The organism is Actinomadura montaniterrae (assembly GCF_008923365.1).
Classification (GTDB): Bacteria; Actinomycetota; Actinomycetes; order Streptosporangiales; family Streptosporangiaceae; genus Spirillospora; species Spirillospora montaniterrae.
In genome coordinates, this window is sequence record NZ_WBMR01000001.1 from 210,848 (window position 1) to 228,809 (window position 17,962).

The following is a 17,962-nucleotide window of genomic DNA, read 5'->3' on the forward strand; positions in this document are numbered from 1 at the left end:
GCCTGCTGGAGGGTGCTGAGCTGCCTGGTGCGGTGCGGTCGGAGACGTAGCGGGGCCGGGGGTGAGCCGACTCAGGCAGGTGGGCGTCGGGCTGTGAAGTACTGGTTGGACCGCCTCAGGAAGACCAGCGGGATGAATGCGGCCATGGCGACCAGATCCAGGGCGCTTCGCGTGTAGTCCAGTACGAGGTATGAGCTCGGGAACTCGAAGAAGGGGGGTATGTAGCCGGTGGTGAAGCCCTGGGTGTCGCCGCGGATCAGCGCGACGAGGCTGGACAGGGCCCACAGGGAGGCGAACACGGTCAGCGTGATCCGAGCCCAGTGTCGGCCGCCGCGCATCTTGAGGCCGAGCAGGATCCACAGACCGCTCAGCAGCAGGTAGAGGGCCGTGAAGAAGAGGAACAGGCCGAGCAGGGGCCCGTTCACCTTGTCACGGAGTTCGTACATCGACGCCTGAGCGTCCCCGCCCGTCGTGCCGAACACGTCGTCCACGGCCCTCTTCACGACCACGAAGGCGGCCACGTTGAGCACGGTCGCCAGCGGCGGCACCACGACCGCGATCCAGAACGCGATCTCGACCGCGGCCGGTCGCCTGCGGGTGAAACCGTACGAGGGCGGCGGCGAAGTCATGCGACAGAACTGTAGGCCCGCGAGGAGGCTTCGGGGCCGAGACTGTGGCCAGGTCTTCCCGCCGCCCGGGGCCGGGCCCGGTCGCATGTCGGCGCTCAGCGCTGAACCGCAGGCCGGCAGGGCGCCACCGACCATGTCCCGGGGGTCGGTCTCCGGCTGCCGACCAAGCTCCGGTTGCGCCTGTCCATCCGTTTGCGGCCATCGCCACGTTCGTTAACGGCATCCGTCCTTGCACTTCAAGGGCCGGCCTGGCGGCTGCCGGCGGGTCCTGGGCGTGCGGTCTCTCCGGGCCGGTCCCGTCGCCCGCCACCTGACCAGAACCTGACCGCCGAACGCCATCGGCGGCGTCGTCCGTCGGAACGGCACCCTTCTCCTTGAAGGGGCGGCGCCGCGCCCAAGTGCTGCGGTCATCGGCGCAGGATGTCTTCCATGGTCTGGAGCGGCAAGGCCGGGTTGCACGCGGCTGCTTCAGCGGTGTCGTCGTGGGACAGCATTTCCAGGAGCCGTGGTGTGGGCAGTCGGGCGTCGGCGGCCGCTGAACGCCGCACCGTCAGGTCGGGATCGCGGCTGAGAGTTTCGATCGCTTGGGGTGGGATGTCCGGGTCCAGGGTCGCCAATGCGCGTTCGCGCGGGTCGGGTGAGGTGGCGTAGTGGCGCAGTCCGGAGCGCGGGAAGTTCGGGTGGTGCAACATCTTGGCCTGGGAGTATCCCTCGAACTCCAGGACCATCCTGAGCAGCAGCTCACCGGGTGGGTCCGGATGGTTCTCGGCCAGGAACAGCCGAACCACGAAATCGTCGTCGTTGGCCAACGTCCGCACGAGGTCGGCTGGAAGATGCGGACAGTACGCGGCGCTGCGTCTCAACGCGGGATGCGCCGACGTCGCGCACCGGCGCATGATCTCCGGGTCGCCGCACGCATCGGTCACCCACTCGAGTGGATGAAAGAGCCGGCCGGGGTCGTCGGTGTAGTCGATGGCCGCGCGCTGCTGCTCGGTGAGATCGGCGCGCCGGGACACGGCGAGCCGCACCTCCGGGTCCGGATCGATGGCCAGCTCGGCGACGAGATCGGCCGGCAGGCTCGGTTCGGTGGCCACCCTGGCGCGTGTGCCGGCATCGCCGTCGCGGGCAAGACGCTCGGCCAGCGGGCGCGCGAGGATCACCCGTTTCGAGGTCCAAGGGGAGAGGTCGCTTTCGGACTCGATGATCGCCGCAGGGGCCTGGCGTTGCGTGGCTGCCTGCCGCACCTGGGGGTCGGCATCCGACAGCAGGGCGGCCCTGGCCGCGGTGCTCAGCTGCGACCAGGCATCGATCAGGCAAAGGCGGACGGCCGGATCGGGATCGGCTGCCAGTAGATCCCTGACATGCGCAGGTGTGTACCGCTGCAGGGCGACTTCTTCGCGGACCACTCGTTCGGGATCGGTGGCCAGGAGTTCGTACGCCTCGACGGTCAGGGGCGTCCGCGGCTCGAGGGTCGATACCTGGGACCGGTAATTGCAGTGCTCGACCAGGTTCACCCTGACGCCGAGATCGGGGTCGGTGGCCAGCCGGGACCGGACCTGAGGCCCCACCGCCAGATTCCAGGACAGAGCCCGCCGCACGCTCCGGTCGCGATGATGGACGATTTCGTCGACAAGCCTTTCCGGCATCGCCGTGCGCGTGGCCAGTGCGTGCCGTACATCGTGCGGCCCCGCCTGCAGGAGTCTCAGCAGGATATGGAGTGGAGCGGCCTGGTTGTAGGCCAGGCCGATCAGCCGAGGGTCGGAGTCACCGCAGACACTGCACACAGGCGGCCCCCTTCGCTCCGGTATTCCGCCCCCTGAGCATGACGCATGACTCTCGGTTCCGGTGCAACCGTTGTGGGGCTCGGGGATCACCGGGGCGGCTCGTAGTGGTGGCGTGTCGCTTCCCGGGTCGGCGGGCTGGGACCGGAGTCACCCGCGGAACGCTGCTTGCGGGCGCGGGCGCCAGCGAGCGGAGCGTACCGGCGGTCTTCGCAGCGGTAGGGGCGCTTGACTGCGCTCACGACCAAGTCTGTGAGCTTGACTTTGGTGCCGTTGGGGTGGACTCCAACGCCGGCGCCGCCCCCTGGCTCCTGTCTCCTGCTCATCATCGTCGGGTGCGTCCCCGTCCTGACCAAACTGCTCGGTGGTACCGGCATGTATGACCGCCTGCACGAGGCCCGCCTAACGGTCAACGAGACCATGCACCGCCGCTGATACCGCCCGCCGTCGTCCACCGTTCGCGGCGTGTGGTGCCGGCTTCAGGGGGCCTCCCACCACGGTTTGACGTCCTTCTGAGCGACGAATTCGTGGAAGTCCATGTTGGCGATCTCCAGATTGCATGCCAGCGATCCGACTTTGTTGCAGGGGAGGACGGCAGGCTGCCCAGGGGTGTCGTAGAGGTCGACGACGGTCAGCGGGCGGCCCGCTTCGGCGAAGGTCCTGGCGTCGGCGAGCGCGACCAGCGTGGTGTGCACCTCCGGCGGGACCAGCGCGGGGACCTGGCCCGGTTGGAGGTCCTCGAAGGCCCGGTCGTCGACGACCCGCGCCATCAGCGGGTAGTTCTCGACGTCGATCTCGTCGGGGTCCAGATCCGCGCCGACCCAGCCCTTCTCGTCGGCTCCGTGCAGATCGGCGAGCAGGGCGTGCCAGCCGTCCTCGTCGTCGAAGCAGGTGCGGACCAGCAGGGCGGCGTCGGTGGCGGGCAGCACCGGGAAGGCGCGGTGCGGGGGCGCGGCCGGTGCGGGGAAGGCCGGCCGGCCTCGATCCCCCTGGTACATCCCGGTCACGTCCATGTCGCGCACGAGCTGGTCGAAGGTGAGGGTGCCGCTCGTCAGGGCGATCAGGATTTCGCCGAGGCGGGCCGACGGGACGCGGACGCCGCGTCCGGGCGCGCCGGCCAGGTCGATCAGCAGCGGCCCGCTGCCGCCATAGGCCACCGGAATGTCCGCCAGGACGGCGACCTGCTGCGCCGAGTCGCCGTCAGGGACGACCGCCGGTACGTTCCCGCCGTGCAGTGAATTCCACGCGGGGCCTTCGACCAAGCGGAGCCGAACGTCGCCGTCCACGACGAGCACATCACCTTCCCGACGACCTCGGATCTCATCGAGCAGCCCGCCCCATAATGGCGCGCCGTCCCTGAAACAGGTGCATACCAAGAGCACTTCGCCGGGCGCGGGCTGGGGAAGGGCGGGAAAGGCCATGGTTCTCCTCCGGAAAAGCCGCTGTCGTGGTGACGGTTCCGGCCATGGTGGTGCATCGGTAGGACACTTTTGCCCTCAAGGCCGTCGCCGCCGGCGCAGGGCCGGGCGCCCAGTACTGGCAGTTCGCAACCGCTACGTCGAGGCGTGCCCCGTTCCCCGGGGCCGGGTCAAGCCCCGGCGGTGATGGTGCGCAGCAGATGGTCCCTGTCTCCGGTGGCGACGGCGCGGCGCTGCCGCTGGGCACCGTTGCCCTGCTCCAGGAGCCGGTGGATCTCGGCACTGACGGCGGGCCAGGCGGGATCATCGGTGCGGGAGGCTAGATGCTCGATGAGCGCCCTGGTGAGGTCGCGGACCGGACGGGCCCGATCGGTGAGCGGGACGGCCAGTTCGGCGTCCAGGCCGTGCCGCGCCGCGAGCCACGTGGTGCCCTGGAGGATCTCGGGATGGTCGAACCGGCGGTCGGGGGCGCCCCCGGTGAGACACGCCGTGGCCAGCGCCCGGGTGAGGCCGGCGAGGGCAACGGCCGTGTCGGCGTGGAGCTGGACGTCGAGCACACGGATTTCCAGCGTGGGATGCCCCTCGGACGGCCGCGCGTGCCAGTAAAGGTGCGATCGGTCGGGAATCACGTGCGCGTCGATCAAGCCTGCGACGCGCTCGTCGTAGTCGGCGGCGCTGGTGCAGGAGGGCGGCGGGCCGCTGACCGGCCACCGGCCGAAGATGAGCGTGCGCCAGCTCGCGTACCCGGTGTCGTTCCCTTCCCAGAACGGTGAGTTGGCGCCCAAGGCCAAGAGCAGCGGGAGCCAGGGGCGCATGCGGTTCAGCACGCTGACCGCCACGTCCCTGTCGGGTATGCCGAGGTGGATGTGCATCCCGCAGATGAGCTGCTCGTCGGCGAGGATGCGCGAGTCGTCGCGCATGGCGTGGTAGCGCTCGGTCGCGGTGACGGGGACGGGCTGCGGCGCGCGGTAGGGGGCGCAACCCGTGCAGGCCAGCCGGTGCCCCGTCTCGCGGGCCGCCTCGCCGACGTTCCCGCGCAGCCGCCGCAGGTGGTCGCTGAGTTGGTCGAGGGTGTCGCACACCGGTGTCGCGATCTCGATCTGGGCCTGGAGGAGTTCGAGCTGGACCTCGTCCGGGTGCGGGTCGCACATCCGGCGTGCGGCCTGCCTGACTCTGCGGCTGTCGGCGACCGGCAGACCCGAGTGCTCATCGATCAGGAGGTACTCCTCCTCAACGCCCACGGTCAGCACGTACCGCCTCCAGACACTCCGCCGGCGCCCGGTCGCTCGTGTGCCGGCATCGGACACCGCGTCCTGTGCCGCGCGCCCGCAAACTCATCGAGCCGCCGGGTGCGCCGGTTCGCCGGTGGTTTGCGCAAAGCTCGCTCCCGCCGGTGTGCCGGTTCAAGAGAGCCGGTGCCGCCTTCGTCGTCGGCGAGCCGGACCGCCGCCCAGCGACGGGCGAAGGCGTCGGAATTCCGCCCGCCTTGCGAAGAGAACCGTCCCCGGTCGCCGTCCAAGCGTCGAAGACCATCTGGACCTTGTCCCGCTGAAAAGAGCTTGCCACGCTCTCACTCTCCCCTTCTCTGGGAAGGAAACACTGACCTCACAACGCCCTTTGACGTCACACTTCGGTAATGTTCTATTGCTCAGAGTGACGATCGATGGCAGCGTTCGGGGCTCGAAATCCCCGATCGACTTTTGGATCATCGGACGAATCTCGGCCTCGACCCCGGCGCCGGATGCGGCCGATATCGGCGTTGACGCAGGCCGGCCCTGCACTTGCCGAGGACTATGTCCACGCAGGTGGAAGGCGTAGAGGAGTGCTCAGAAGTTGCGCTCGGTCGCCGCGAGGAGCCCCCTGTGGACACGTGCAGCATCGTGACCGAAAGCAGATCGCCTGCTACTTCCATACCCGCGGTGCACTCTGGGCTGCGGGCACTGCCTTGTGCCGGCGGACCTTATGAGTCGCGGAGGCGGCGAAGGCCCGGTCCTGCGAGGAGGTCGAGGGCGGCGTAGCGGCCGGTGAGCAGCAGGAGCAGCGCGAAGATCGGGCCCTCGACCTTCGCGCCGGCCCCCGCGGTCCAGGAGACGTCGGTGGCTTCCAGGTGTAGGCCGTGGAGCCGGCGGCGGGCGTGGAAGGGGAAGCGGTGCCGCCACGCGTCGTCCGCGGCGACCCGTGCGGCGTGGACCGGCATGGGGTGGTCCAGGCCCAGCGGGATGGCCAGGTCCTGGGCGTGGACCAGGATGTCCAGCAGCGCGTTGCGGATGGTCTGGCTCGGGGCGAGCCGGCGGGAGCCGACCGCCGCGCGCAGTCCTTCGACGAGTTCGGCAGGCGGCTTGGCGGCCTCCCGCCGGGCGGTCGCGTCGATCATCCGGTCGAAGCCGCCGCCTGCCCGGACCGCCTGGACGAGGACGTCGCCGAGGCGCGCCCGCGGGCCGTAGCCGAGGTGCCCGGCCAGCTCCCGCACCGTCCATCCGGCGCACAGGGTCGGCGCCCGCCACTGGTCGGGGCGAAGCGACTGCAGTGCATCGGCCGTCCACGCCCGCTCCGCGCGGATGGCGCGCCACATCTCCGCCGAGTCCACGCTCGCCCCCTGATTGGTAAGATGTTCTGTCTATTGAGCATCATCAGTTAGACAGAACTTCTGACCAATGTCAAGGGGTGCCATGGCCGACCGGCCCACCATCGGGGTGCTGCTGTTCATCGCCTACCGGGCCATCGAGAACGAGGCCTTCGCCGCGCTGGCCGCGGCGGGCCACACCGACATCACCCGGGCCCAGGGCAAGCTGTTGCAGCGCGTCGCCGAGGACGGCTCCCGCATCACCGAACTCGCCGAGTCCGCCCAGGTCACCAAGCAGACCGCCGGATATCTGGTGGACCAGCTGGTACGCGCCGGCTATCTCGAGCGGGCCCCCGACCCCACCGACGCCCGGGCCCGCCTGGTCCGCCTCACGGACAAGGCCGAACGCCTGCGCCCCGTCGCCGACCGCGCCGTCGCCGAGGTCGAGGCGCGCTGGGCCGCCCATCTCGGCGAACGCCGCATGGCCCAGCTCCAAGACATCCTCGTGCGGCTCCGCGAGATCACCGACCCCTACCTCGGAGCCGACGACTACTGACCCGGGCTGCGCCTCGGCCCTTCGACCCGGGCATCCGGGGCCTGGAGCGTCCCGGTTCGAAGGCGGCCGCCGCCGCTCGCCGGCGTCGGAGTGGCGCCGGCTGCCTTACGGGCCGGTCGGGAACGCCTTCGGCGCAAGCGGCGGGTGATGCAGTTGCGGCTGCCGTAGCGCCCGGTGGATCTGCCCGGCCAGGACGTCGATGCCGCGTTGCCGACCAGCCCGGCGCAGCGCTGCTGCGATGCGGGGGCGCGTCAGTTCGGCGGCGGCTGTCGGGGTGAGGGCGATCGCCACAAACCGTCCTCCAACGACGGGCAGCACGGCCAACGGGTGGTCGGCCAAACACTCGGCCGCCAACCCTGGCCCAGAACGACACTGCAGCCCGCAGATTGACGCACCCAAGGCCGCGGGATGCCGCAAGGTGTTCGCCGACAAAAGGTTCGGCCGCAATGCCCGACGCGCCGAACCGAAGGTGGCTGGATCTACGCGGGGAGGAACTCGGCCAGCGCTTTTCGGACATGGGGCTGGTGGCCGCCCTGGTTGAGTTCGAGGATTGCGGCCTCCACGACGGCGCTGTTCCACATGGCCGCGCTCGGCTCGGGGTGCGCACGGCCCATGGCGGCGAAGTCGGGACTGGTCAGCTGGACGACCTTGCTGTTCCGGGACGCGATCGCCTCGATGATGGTGGGGTCGACGCGGGCCTCCAGCAGCAGTGCGCGGACACCGCGATGGCGCAGGCATTCGTCAAGGTAGGCGTTCGCGGCGGCGAGCAGCCGGGCTCGCCCCGGTGCCATCCCAGCGATCCTCTTGTCGATCTCGGCGAATGCACGGTCGTGGAATTCGGTGTGCAGCGCCAGCAGGAATTGCGACCGGTCGCGGAAGTGATGGAAGAAGGTGCCCTTGGCCACGCCCGCCTCAGCGACGATGAGGTTGACGCTCATGCCTGCCAGTCCTGTCCGCTCTGCCAGGGACAGGCCCGCGGTGATGAGTTGCTGGCGAGTGGCCGCCGCGCGCTGCTGCCGGACGCCGGGGCTCACTGCGCGCTCCCTGCGGTCCGCACCGATTCCAGGAAGGGCAGTACGAGCCCCACGAAGCCGTCCGGATCGGCGGCGAAGGGCACGTGCCCGGTCTCGAGCGTCCGCAGGTCCGCGTCGGGTATCGCCGCCTGCGTCTGGCGTGCGGCCGACATGGGGAGGATGATGTCGCGGGCCCCCCAGGCCAGCAGCACGGGTACACCGAGCCGGGGTCCGTCGGCCCGCAGGTCGTAGGCCGGATCGGCGATGCTGCGCCACAGCGCGGCGGACACGGCGGCGCCCGTCCTGCTGCGCGCCCTGCCCTGGACCCGGCGGGTGATGGCGCGGAGCCGGTCGCTGTCCGGCTTCATGTACCGGGGGACGAGCCGGGGGAACACCGCCCGGTTCACGGCCGGGACACCCAAGGCCCGGGCCGCGAGGCGGGGGACCTTGACGAACCCGCCGGCATTGACCAGGACCAGCCCGGCGACCCGGTCCGGGTGGTCCAGCGCGAGCCTGGCCGAGGCGTACCCGCCGACCGAATTGCCGACGAACACGGCCCGCTCCAGGTCCAGTTCGGCGACGAGATCGGCGAGAACGCCGGCCAGGAGCGGAGCCGTCACCGAACGCGGCCCCCCGTTCGGCAGCTCGGAACGACCGTGACCCGGCCAGTCCACGGCCAGCACACGATGACCGGCGGCTGCCAGAGGCTCCGCCACCGCGTCGAAGTCGGTGTGGTCGTGCAGTGCGGCGTGCAACAGCACGACCGGCCGACCGCGGCCCTGCTCGGCATAGAACAACTGTCCCGCTCTACTTCGGACGAAAGGCATCGCACATCCTCGATTCGATGACCGACCGGTCGGTCACTCTTGAATCAAGTTACTCCTTGTTCAAGCGAAGAGAACTCTTGTGGCGTGTGTCCTGGATCACGGACTGAAGTGGCCACGCCGGGCCGCCCAGGTCCGTCACCCCAAGGGAAACGGTCTCCGAGAGTGGGCGGCGCGCCCCCCCGGGGGCTGGGGGGCGTATCGGTGAGGGCGGACAGGTGAGGCTTTGATATGCCCTCTACCTGGATGCCGCAGTCAAGCAGATCCGCAGCGACGCGTTCCCTGGCACGGACGAGATGTGCGCGCGGCTGTCGCCGGTCGCGTTCGAACGCAAGGCGTCGTTGGACTCAGCGCAGGTCCGTGAGGATCTGGTCGATGCGGCGTGCGCGGGTCTGGGGTTTCTTGGCGCCGTCGACGGCCAGGATGTGGCGGCGGCGGTGGGTGTGGGACAGCCGGTCCCAGGCGGCTCTGGCCGCCGGGTCCGTGTCCAGGGCGCGGGCGAGGTCCTCGGGTTCGACGAGGCGGGGAGGGTCGTCGTCGAGTTCGACTCCGACTTCGACCTCTTCGCCGACGGAGACGCCGGCGGCCTTTCGGTTGGCGTTGCTGAGGCCGATCAGGTGGCGGCCGCGCATGATCGCGATCCTGCTCTGCCACGTGTGCCCGTTGAGGGTGATCGTCACCCTGGGGCGCGCGCCTCCGCCGAGCGCCTCCACGACCTCGGCGGGGACCTCCAGGCCGCGCATGGGCTCCGGAGGCTCGACCATGGTGCGGAACCTCATGACCTGCTCCCTCCATGCCCGCGCCGTCGTGGCCATGCGGGCCCCGGCGTCCCCGGGGCCCGCGGATCCACTGCGATCACGAGCCGTAGGTGGTGACCTTCCACAGGTACCCGTCGGGGTCGGCGAAGTACCCGAAGTAGCCGCCCCACGGGGCCGGAGCCGCTTCACGCACGACGCTGCCGCCCGCCGCGACGGCCTTGCGGATCGTCTCGTCGACCTCGTCCCGGGACTCGGGGTTGAGGTGGAAGGACGCGCCGCGAAAACCGGACCCCTCGGGTGCGACCCCGGCGTCCTGAGCCGCGGCGTCCCACTCGTAGAGGGCCAGTCGCGGGGCGCCCTCGCCCAGGTGGAGCGCGACGAAGTGGCGGGTGTCCTTGTCGATCTCGCAGCCCAGCCCCTCGGTGTAGAAGCGCTTGGCGCGGCCCAGGTCGGCGACGCCGAGCATGACGGCGCTGATCTGCGGTGGCATGGTGTGCTCTCCTCACGGTCCGCCCGGCCGGCCGGGCGTCTTGCCGATCTCGGGGTCTACTCGGCGTACGGCTGGTCCTCGCCCTGTTCGCTGTAGCCGAGGCTCCAGATGTAGCCCTCGGGGTCGGCGAAGGTGCCGCCGTAGCCTCCCCACGGCAGGGCCCCGGCGGGCTTGAGGACGGTGGCGCCGGCCTTCTCGGCCTCGGCCATCACCTCGTTCACCCGGGCCTCGCTGCGGACGACGTAGGTGAGGACAAGGCCGCTGAAACCGCTGCCCTCCGCGCTGGTGCCGACCTGGGCGGCGAGGCCGTCGCGGCCATAGAAGCCGACGGGCGAGGCGCCGTCGGAGGCGAAGAAGACGGAGATGCCCCAGTCGTCCTTGATCGTCCAGCCGAGGCCCTCGGTGTAGAACCGCTTGGCGGCGTCCATGTCCCGGACGCCCAGGAGGATGGAGCTGACGTGCGCCTTCATGGTGGTCTCCTTCTGGGATGTCACATGGGTGCGGTGGCACCTGTCACTTCCCATGACAGGAGTTTTCGCGGGAGTGTGACATGAGTGAGCACGACTGGGTGAGCGCGCGGTTCGCCGAGCACCAGCGGCACTTGCAGGCGGTGGCGTACCGGATGCTGGGCTCGCCGGGCGAGGCCGAGGACGCGGTGCAGGAGGCGTGGGCGCGCGTCAGCCGCGCCGACACCTCGGGTGTGGAAAATCCGGGCGGGTGGCTGACCACGGTCGTCGCGCGGGTGTGCCTGAACATGCTGGAGGCGCGCCGCGCCAGGCGGGAGGACACCGCGGGGGCGCTGCCGCCCGAGCCGGAAGCGCCCCAGGAGCGGCTCCACCCGGTGGACGGGACCGATCCTCAGGACGAGGCGCTGCTGGCCGACTCCGTCGGGATCGCGCTGATGGTCGTGCTCGACACGCTGAGCCCGGCCGAGCGGCTCGCCTTCGTCCTCCACGACGTCTTCGCGGTCTCGTTCCCGGAGATCGGCGCCGTCCTGGACCGTTCTCCGGCCGCGGCCCGCCAGCTCGCCAGCCGGGCCCGCCGCCGCGTACAGGGCGCCGCCGAGGCCGCGGACACCTCGCGCCCGGCGAAGCGGGAGATCGTCGCGGCGTTCCTCGCCGCGGCCCGCGACGGCGATTTCGACGCCCTGCTCGCCCTCCTCGACCCCGACGCGGTCGCCGTCGGCGACCTGCACGGCGCCGAAGCCGTCGCCGCCTTCTTCTCCGGCCGCGCCAAGGCCGCCCGCCTCGCCCTCGTCGACGGCGTCCCCGCCGCCGTCTGGACCCACCGCGGCACGGCCAAGGCCCTCATCGAGTTCACCATCGACCACGACCGGATCACGTGGATCGCCGTCGACACCGACCCCGGCCGGCTCGCCGCCCTCGACATCGTCTTCCTGCCCACCCACCCGAAAGAGGCATGATGAGCGATGCTCTCCGTCCGGCAAGCGCCCCGGGCACGGTCCTGCGCCCGTCGTCCTGCGTCGTGGCCGTCGCCGACCTCGAAGAGGCGGTCGCCTTGCGGCCACAGGCGCCGAGGTGATGCAGGAACCGATCGACCGCCCGGGCTTCCGCGACTGCGCCTTCCTTGACCCCTCCGGCACCTTCTTACGCTTCGTCCAGACCACCCGCGCCAACGAGATCGGCCCACTCGCAGCGGCTCCGACGAAAGGCCGAGCCCGAACCACCGGCGACGCAAGCGGGCACCCGCATGATGAACCGTGACCTCAGCGGCTTCCTTTCCTCCGCCACCGCCGGGAACCCATAGGGGAGGTGGCTCGGAAGCGCTGCCCACCCTCCCGCCGGAGGACAGCACGTCCCCGGTCAGCCGCCTTCACTTCCGCATGCCTCCAGCAGCGGCGCGAGCCGTCGCGCGGAGGCGGCCGGATGCACGGCCAAGTAGGTCTGTACGGTGAGCGGTCGGCCGATGGGGCGGAACCCGATGCGCTGGGCGGGCAGGGTCTCGGCCTGGGCGGCGTAGAAGACCGTCCAGCTCGGCCTGCCGGTCGCGATCGCGGCGAGTGTGTCCTGCCCGGCCCCAGCCGCCCTTTCCGTAGGCGACCGCTACCGCCACGGACGCGACCAGGATGGAAGACAAGGCCGGCATAGTGATCCACCGTCAGCGCGCAGGTCTCTGGTTTAGATCGTGCGAATGATGATGTTTGCCTTTCACAGACGGTTCGGATCTGGCGTTCGTCCGGATTCGAAATGGCTGCGGCATTGCCCGTCGAGCTGGCCCGGGCTTCCGCCAGGGGAACGCACCCAGGCGGCGAACGCTTCGACCGTGTCCACGACCGCCTCGAAGCGCAGCGAGGGGAACAGGTCGAACGCGTGCTGCGCCCACGGCAACTCGGCGTACACGACCGCGTTGGCGCTGACCTCGCGCAACCGCGCGGCGAAGCTCCGGGCGCTCTCGACCGGGACGATCGTGTCCCGGTCGCCGTGCACGAGCAGGACCGGCGGCGCGTCCGGCCGCAGGTGGGCAGCCGGAGCCGAGTCATCGCTTTCGCCGTCGCCGAAATAGGGGCCGTAGTAGCCGTTGAACACGATGACGGCGGTGACAGTGGTATCCGCGTCTTCGAATCCCGGCTGGTAGGCGGGGTCGTCGGGGGTGAGGCCGGCGAGGAGGGCCATGTGCCCGCCTGCCGAACTGCCCGAGACGAACAGGGCCCCGGGGTCGGCGCCGTACTCGTGCCCGTGCCGGCGCACCCACGCGATCATCTTCTTGGCATCGATGAGGTGGTCGGGGTGGGTCGCGGCGGGGCGCAACCGGTAGTTCGCGCTGACGACGACCCAGCCCTGGCGGGCGAGCCGGTGGACGAGCGGCATCGACTGCGTGCTCTTCCTGCCCTGCCGGTATTTGCCGCCGTGCAGGTGGATCAGGACCGGCGCGCCGGCGGGACGGGATCGGTGATGGTAGACGTCGAGCAGGTTGCGGCGCCCGGCCTCGCCGTAGCTGATGTTGCGCACCTTCACCACCGCGCGGGGGCGCAGCCGGAACGGCATGGCGAGGATCCGCAGGTACGGCGGGCGCCTGCCCAGTGCAGCGGCCAGGTCGGGGGCGACGGCGGCGCGCCACCCGGCCCCGAGGCCGTCGTCCAAGGCCCGCGGGAGGGCGTGCGCTGAGCGACGGCCCCGCGCGGCGATGACGACGAGGCCGGCCACGATCAGCCCCGCCGCGGCCCAGCCGGACACGCCGAGATCGCCGTCCAGCGCCGTCATCACCGTGGCCGGCGCCAGCAGCACCAGGGCGAGATGGGGGACCTCGTTGATCGCCAGATTGACCAGGAAGGTCAGTTCGGCGAGCGTGGCCGGGCGCCGCACCGGCCAAAGGGCCAACAAGGTCGGCACCCCCACGAGGATCAGCGTGGTCAGGTATCCGATGGTCACCGGCGCCTCAACTCCCGACGTCCCGGGCCGCGTGCCGTCTGTCCGGCGCGGCCTGTGCGACGACTGTCGCGCCGGGGCGGCGGTCCGCACATCAGCCGCGAGTCCGCGGCGTCTCCGACTTTGGTAGGGGCCCGCGGCGAGGCGAGCTCCCGGGCGGTCCGCCGACCAGTTGTTCCGTGCTGTGAGGGCGGGGGCGCGAAGTGACCGGGCGCCTGCGCCGAATCACCCTCCTCGCGGCTCGGCCGGCCCCGGCCGCTTCATCGTGGCCGCCCGGCCGGGGCGTGCGGGCGCGGGCGTTGCTCGCCTCGTTCTCAAGTGGCGGCGATCCAGCTTCCGTGCAACCCGAGCGGGATCCGGCTCGGCAGGTGGATCTGGGCGATCGGCTTTCCGGTGAAGTCCTGCGCCGAAAGGATCACCAGGTCCGAGGCGTTCCGTTCGGGATTGTGGACGTAGGACAGGACGTAGCCGTCGTCCTCGGCGCGGGCGCCGGAACGCGGGACGAACCGCCTCACTCGCGCTCGCGTGCTTCGGGAACCGGTGGAACTGCGATCGTCCGGTGGCCAGGTCGTGCTTGACCAGGCCGTTGCTGAACGCCGAGTCGGGGGTCGTGCCGTGCCCGTAGGCCTTCAGGAAGTCGGCGGTCGCGGCGGTGTATCCGTACCGGTGCTTGCGGCTGACCTGCGCGTCGGGAACCCGGGGGAACTCCTGCGGCCGGTCATCGAGCTGGGTCCGGCGGACGCCGCCGCGGGCCCGGTCGATCGTCCACCGCACCAGCGCGGGCGGCGCGCTGGTCGACAGCCGGTCGGCGCTGAACGGCGCGGGGAACTCGACGAAGTCGACCACGATGTCGCCGCCGTCGTCGTAGGCGTTAAGCGTGTGCGAGATGTAGGAGGGAGGCACGGTGATCCAGGTGACCGCACCCCCGGCGCGCGGAAAGTATCCGACCCGGTTGGGGCGCTTGGTGTCCCAGACCCAGGGGATCTTCTGCCCGTGGTTCATGGCGTCCAGGTCGAACATGATCGGCTGGTCGCATGGTTCCGGCCCATGTGCCGTTGAAGTCGTACGGCCCGCCCGTGTAGAGCTCGTCGGTGAGTTCCTGTGGACGGGCGGTGCCCTCTTGTAGCGCGAGCGTCTTGCCACGGAATCCGATCACGTTGATGTTCGAGGCGATCGAGCGGCAGAACGCGGCGGCCGCCGGGTTCCCGGACACCGGCGACGTCCACGCCGACCTGCGCGACCAGATGGTCGCCGTCGCGGAGTACTTCCAGGCGGCGCAGTCCTCGACATACCGGGAGATCATCGGTGCCGCGCAGTCGGACCCGGCGGCCAGGCAGGCCGTCCTCGACACACTGGTCAATCCCCGTGTCCAGGACTGCCGCCGACGGTTGGAACGGGCGCAGCAGCAGGGGCAGATCCGCGCCGACGCCGCAGTGGACGACATCGTCGAACTCATCTACGCCCCGCTCTACTACCGCCTGCTATTGGGGACCCGTCCGAACACGTCCAGGCAGGTCGAAGACATCCTGAACCTGGTGTTCGACGGAATCCGCTCCCGGACCCCGAGCCCCCCGTCCACTGACGACTGACCCGGACCACAGCGCCCACAAGAGTTGGGAGACCCAACAGGACTTCTGGAACCCGTCAGATCACGATTTGTGTTCGGGGCACGACGTTGCAACGAAGGCCGCAAGGGGTTGATGCTTCTGGCGAGTTCCGCTGGATGCGAACGGGGGAGGATCTCTTGACCAAGTGTCATGGGCTCGGCACGGCGTTTCCGGCTAACGTGATATATCCACCAGGACCAAAGCCGCTTTCTTTCCGTGAGTCCGCGGCCTCCGGCTCCCCTTATGACTCCCGAGTGCCGTTCGGGGAGCTCCGAGGTGATTCCGGTTTAACCCTCTCACCTGCATAAACTCTGTCGGGTCGGCGGGATTCGAACCCACGACCCCTTGACCCCCACAAGGGCACCGTCACCAAGCCGTACCCGGCCGAGATAGAGGTAGGGGAGTGGCCCTAATTGAGCTCTATCGCGTGATTGCCTGGAAGCTCGAACCGGGCTGAACGCAGGTGAGTCAGGATCGGCGAGATCTTAAGCCAGGTCACGGATGCACTCGCGACGCTGGCAGGATCCCGTCTCCGCGAGAGCCGGACCGCGATTGTCCGGCGAGCACTCACCATTCAACCTCGCAAAGGGGTCGCCGCCCGGCGCACGGGTGAGACCGACTGCCGTCAGCCGCCCACCTCCCAGCGGTTGGTCGGAGCGCGGCGCTATACCCGCGCCGATATACCGCAGTCCATAACAAGCATTGGGATTACCTACCGGGACGAGATCAGGATGTGGCCATCCGAACTATCCCCGACCGATGGAGGTCAGCCCATGGGCGGTGCACGCAAGGTGATCACGGGCGGGCATGTGATCACGATGGATCCGGTGCTCGGCGACCTGCCGGACGGTGCCGTCCTGGTCGAGGACGACCGGATCGCGGCGGTCGCGCGCGACGCCCGGGAATTCGCGGGAGCCGACGCCGAGATCGTCGACGCGGCCGGCGGCATCGTCCTGCCGGGAATGATCGACAGCCACCGGCACACGTGGATGGCGCTGATGCGCGGCGTCTCCGCGGACGAGTCCCTGCCGCAGTTCCTCGCCGGCACCTTCTACGGCACCGGGTCCTTCCTGGAGGCCGCAGACCTCGGCGCGGCGAGCACGGTCGGCGCGCTGGAGGCGCTGGACGCCGGCGTCACCACGATCATGGACTGCAACGACTGCGTGAACACGCCCGAGCACGCCGACGCGAACGTGGACGCGCTGCAGGCCGCCGGAATCCGCGCCGTCTACAACTACGGGATGCAGGCCTACGAGTTCCCGCGCGCGTTCGCCTCGCACGCCGACCGGCTGAAGGACGCGGCGCGGCTGCGCGCCGAGCGGCTGGCGTCCGACGACGCGCTCGTCACGATGGGGATGCTGTTCACCGACTTCGGGATCCTGCCGTTCGGGGAGATCGCCGAGGAGATCCGGCTGGCCCGCGAGCTGGGCGTGCTGCGGGCCTCGCACACCGCGGCGGCCACCACGTCGATCCTGCTCAAGGGGCTGCGCGAGCTCGCCGACCACGGCCTGCTGATCCCCGGGCACGTGCACATCCACTGCCCGGCGCTGAACGAGCAGGAATGGCGGCTGATGGCCGAGCACGACCAGCGGGTCACCATCGCGCCGGAGACCGAGATGCAGATGGGCATGGGCGTCCCGCCGTTCCGCGCGGCGATCGACCACGGCCTGCGGCCGGGCGTGTCGACCGACATCGTCTGCGTGGGGTCGGGCGACCTGTTCGCGCAGATGCGCCTAGGGCTTCAGACGCAGCGCATGCTGGACAACGCCAAGGTGCACGCGACCGGCACCATGCCCTGGACGATCGGCCTGACGACCCGCGACGCTCTGGAATGGGCGACGGTCAACGGCGCCCACACGCTCGGCCTCCAGGACCGGATCGGATCGCTGACCGCCGGCAAGAAGGCCGACGTGATCGTGGTCCGGCCGCGGATGGACCTGGTGCGCCCGAGCCACATGACGGGCGCGGTCGTGCTCCAGTCGTCGGCAGCGGACGTCGACACCGTGCTGGTGGACGGCGAGTTCCGCAAGAAGGACGGCCGGCTCGTCGGCCAGGACCTCGCGGCGGTGCGGGAGCGTGCGAACGCCGCGCTCGACCGGATCCGCGAGGGGCACGCGAAGCTGCCGAAGCGGGGCCCGGAGGAGATCGCCGGCTGGTTCGGTGCCGCCGAGCGGATGGCGAGCCGGAACTTCAGCGACGCCTACGCCGACGGCATCCCCGCCTGATCGCCGCCTCGTTCGCCCAGCGGGCCCGGCACCGCGCCCCACGCCCGTCTGCTTCACGATTGCTTGCCCCGGTTTCGCGTCGTCGGTGCAACTGGCGCGGCGGGTGCAATGCGAACTTGGAGCCCAGGGCGGGTGGACCGGGCGGAGCCCGACCTCGGTCGACACCGTCTTGGACGGGGTGCCGTTGCGGTGGTTGCAGGTCGGAGCGGCGGGGCGGGCCGATCGTTCATGAGTGGCCATGTACGGCCTGCTGGGCAGTGCGATGCGCATCGCCCTCGCTCTTCTCGTTCCCCGCGCCCGCCGCTCACGTCCTCGAGCTCTCCGACCAAGTCCGACGTGCATGCCGGTCGGCACCACAGCGGCGGCCTTGCGCCCGCCCTGGCCAGCGTGCCCGGTCTCCGGTACTTCGCTGCCCTCGAACGTGACGGTGCCCAGATCCTCAACGCACGGAGAGCAAGGAACTCCGCGGCATCGTCATAGTGGCCCCCAAAGGCGGCGAATGGCATCGGAGACCAGCCCCACGATCGCTTGAGGGCCCCGTCGCGGTTCGTGAGTGCGCACCGGATTTGCCGGTCGCGCGGCTGGCCGACGGGGGTGCGACCAGGAAGCTATGCAGGACCGGGTATAGCGGCGACGAAAAGCGGCATTACCCCTTCCCCATACCGGTATCTCACGATCAGGGGCACCGCTCGCGGCCGCTACGAGGCCGGCC

Annotated in this window: 16 protein-coding genes and 1 pseudogene; 4 read left to right on the forward strand and 13 right to left on the reverse strand. The window is 70.3% G+C overall.

What is annotated here, in order from left to right; all coding sequences use genetic code 11:
• Nucleotides 1–71: 71 nt before the first annotated feature.
• The 5 genes from F9B16_RS00980 to F9B16_RS01000 all read right to left on the reverse strand — a co-directional run bounded on the left by F9B16_RS00980 (nt 72) and on the right by F9B16_RS01000 (nt 6,415).
• Nucleotides 72–629 carry a hypothetical protein gene (locus tag F9B16_RS00980; RefSeq protein ID WP_151537861.1) on the reverse strand — a complete coding sequence of 186 codons (558 nt, stop codon included), beginning with the start codon at nt 627–629 and terminating at the stop codon, nt 72–74.
• A gap of 407 nt (nt 630–1,036) precedes the next feature.
• Nucleotides 1,037–2,413 (reverse strand): hypothetical protein, encoded by a 1,377-nt coding sequence (locus tag F9B16_RS00985; protein WP_151537862.1) that lies wholly within the window; start codon nt 2,411–2,413, stop codon nt 1,037–1,039.
• 476 nt (nt 2,414–2,889) lie between these two features.
• Nucleotides 2,890–3,831, reverse strand: coding sequence for a DUF6924 domain-containing protein (locus F9B16_RS00990; protein ID WP_151537863.1), 942 nt, complete (start codon nt 3,829–3,831; stop codon nt 2,890–2,892).
• Nucleotides 3,832–3,998: 167 nt separating this feature from the next.
• Complete coding sequence (locus F9B16_RS00995; RefSeq protein WP_151537864.1) at nt 3,999–5,078, reverse strand: carboxylate-amine ligase; 1,080 nt, start codon at nt 5,076–5,078, stop codon at nt 3,999–4,001.
• Nucleotides 5,079–5,788: 710 nt separating this feature from the next.
• On the reverse strand, nt 5,789–6,415 hold the full coding sequence (locus tag F9B16_RS01000) for a maleylpyruvate isomerase family mycothiol-dependent enzyme (RefSeq protein ID WP_151537865.1): 627 nt from the start codon (nt 6,413–6,415) through the stop codon (nt 5,789–5,791).
• 82 nt (nt 6,416–6,497) lie between these two features.
• On the opposite strand from F9B16_RS01000, the gene F9B16_RS01005 reads away from it, so the two are divergent.
• Nucleotides 6,498–6,947 carry a MarR family winged helix-turn-helix transcriptional regulator gene (locus F9B16_RS01005; RefSeq protein WP_151537866.1) on the forward strand — a complete coding sequence of 150 codons (450 nt, stop codon included), beginning with the start codon at nt 6,498–6,500 and terminating at the stop codon, nt 6,945–6,947.
• A gap of 105 nt (nt 6,948–7,052) precedes the next feature.
• Here the strand turns inward: F9B16_RS01005 and F9B16_RS01010 are convergent, their stop codons facing one another.
• The 6 genes from F9B16_RS01010 to F9B16_RS01035 all read right to left on the reverse strand — a co-directional run bounded on the left by F9B16_RS01010 (nt 7,053) and on the right by F9B16_RS01035 (nt 10,502).
• On the reverse strand, nt 7,053–7,238 hold the full coding sequence (locus F9B16_RS01010) for a hypothetical protein (protein ID WP_151537867.1): 186 nt from the start codon (nt 7,236–7,238) through the stop codon (nt 7,053–7,055).
• Nucleotides 7,239–7,426: 188 nt separating this feature from the next.
• Entirely contained in the window at nt 7,427–7,981 is a 555-nt protein-coding gene (locus F9B16_RS01015; RefSeq protein WP_151537868.1) for a TetR/AcrR family transcriptional regulator, read from the reverse strand.
• On the reverse strand, nt 7,978–8,787 hold the full coding sequence (locus F9B16_RS01020) for an alpha/beta fold hydrolase (RefSeq protein ID WP_151537869.1): 810 nt from the start codon (nt 8,785–8,787) through the stop codon (nt 7,978–7,980). Before F9B16_RS01020 ends, F9B16_RS01015 begins: the two co-directional genes overlap by 4 nt.
• Before the next feature lie 344 nt (nt 8,788–9,131).
• On the reverse strand, nt 9,132–9,563 hold the full coding sequence (locus tag F9B16_RS01025; RefSeq protein ID WP_151537870.1) for a YdeI/OmpD-associated family protein: 432 nt from the start codon (nt 9,561–9,563) through the stop codon (nt 9,132–9,134).
• A gap of 76 nt (nt 9,564–9,639) precedes the next feature.
• On the reverse strand, nt 9,640–10,032 hold the full coding sequence (locus F9B16_RS01030; RefSeq protein ID WP_151537871.1) for a VOC family protein: 393 nt from the start codon (nt 10,030–10,032) through the stop codon (nt 9,640–9,642).
• A 56-nt stretch (nt 10,033–10,088) separates the two neighbouring features.
• Entirely contained in the window at nt 10,089–10,502 is a 414-nt protein-coding gene (locus F9B16_RS01035; RefSeq protein WP_151537872.1) for a VOC family protein, read from the reverse strand.
• An 80-nt stretch (nt 10,503–10,582) separates the two neighbouring features.
• On the opposite strand from F9B16_RS01035, the gene F9B16_RS01040 reads away from it, so the two are divergent.
• Entirely contained in the window at nt 10,583–11,455 is an 873-nt protein-coding gene (locus F9B16_RS01040; protein WP_151537873.1) for a sigma-70 family RNA polymerase sigma factor, read from the forward strand.
• A 745-nt stretch (nt 11,456–12,200) separates the two neighbouring features.
• On the opposite strand, the gene F9B16_RS01045 is transcribed toward F9B16_RS01040, so the two are convergent.
• Entirely contained in the window at nt 12,201–13,421 is a 1,221-nt protein-coding gene (locus F9B16_RS01045; protein ID WP_151537874.1) for an alpha/beta hydrolase, read from the reverse strand.
• Nucleotides 13,422–13,732: 311 nt separating this feature from the next.
• Nucleotides 13,733–14,438: pseudogene (locus F9B16_RS53970) on the reverse strand (carotenoid oxygenase family protein).
• Between the two features lie 140 nt (nt 14,439–14,578).
• Here F9B16_RS53970 and F9B16_RS01060 point away from each other — a divergent pair.
• Nucleotides 14,579–15,007, forward strand: a complete 429-nt coding sequence (locus F9B16_RS01060) for a TetR-like C-terminal domain-containing protein (RefSeq protein WP_151537876.1) — start codon at nt 14,579–14,581, stop codon at nt 15,005–15,007.
• Nucleotides 15,008–15,798: 791 nt separating this feature from the next.
• Entirely contained in the window at nt 15,799–17,250 is a 1,452-nt protein-coding gene (locus tag F9B16_RS01065) for an amidohydrolase family protein (protein WP_192808543.1), read from the forward strand.
• Nucleotides 17,251–17,962 lie beyond the last annotated feature (712 nt).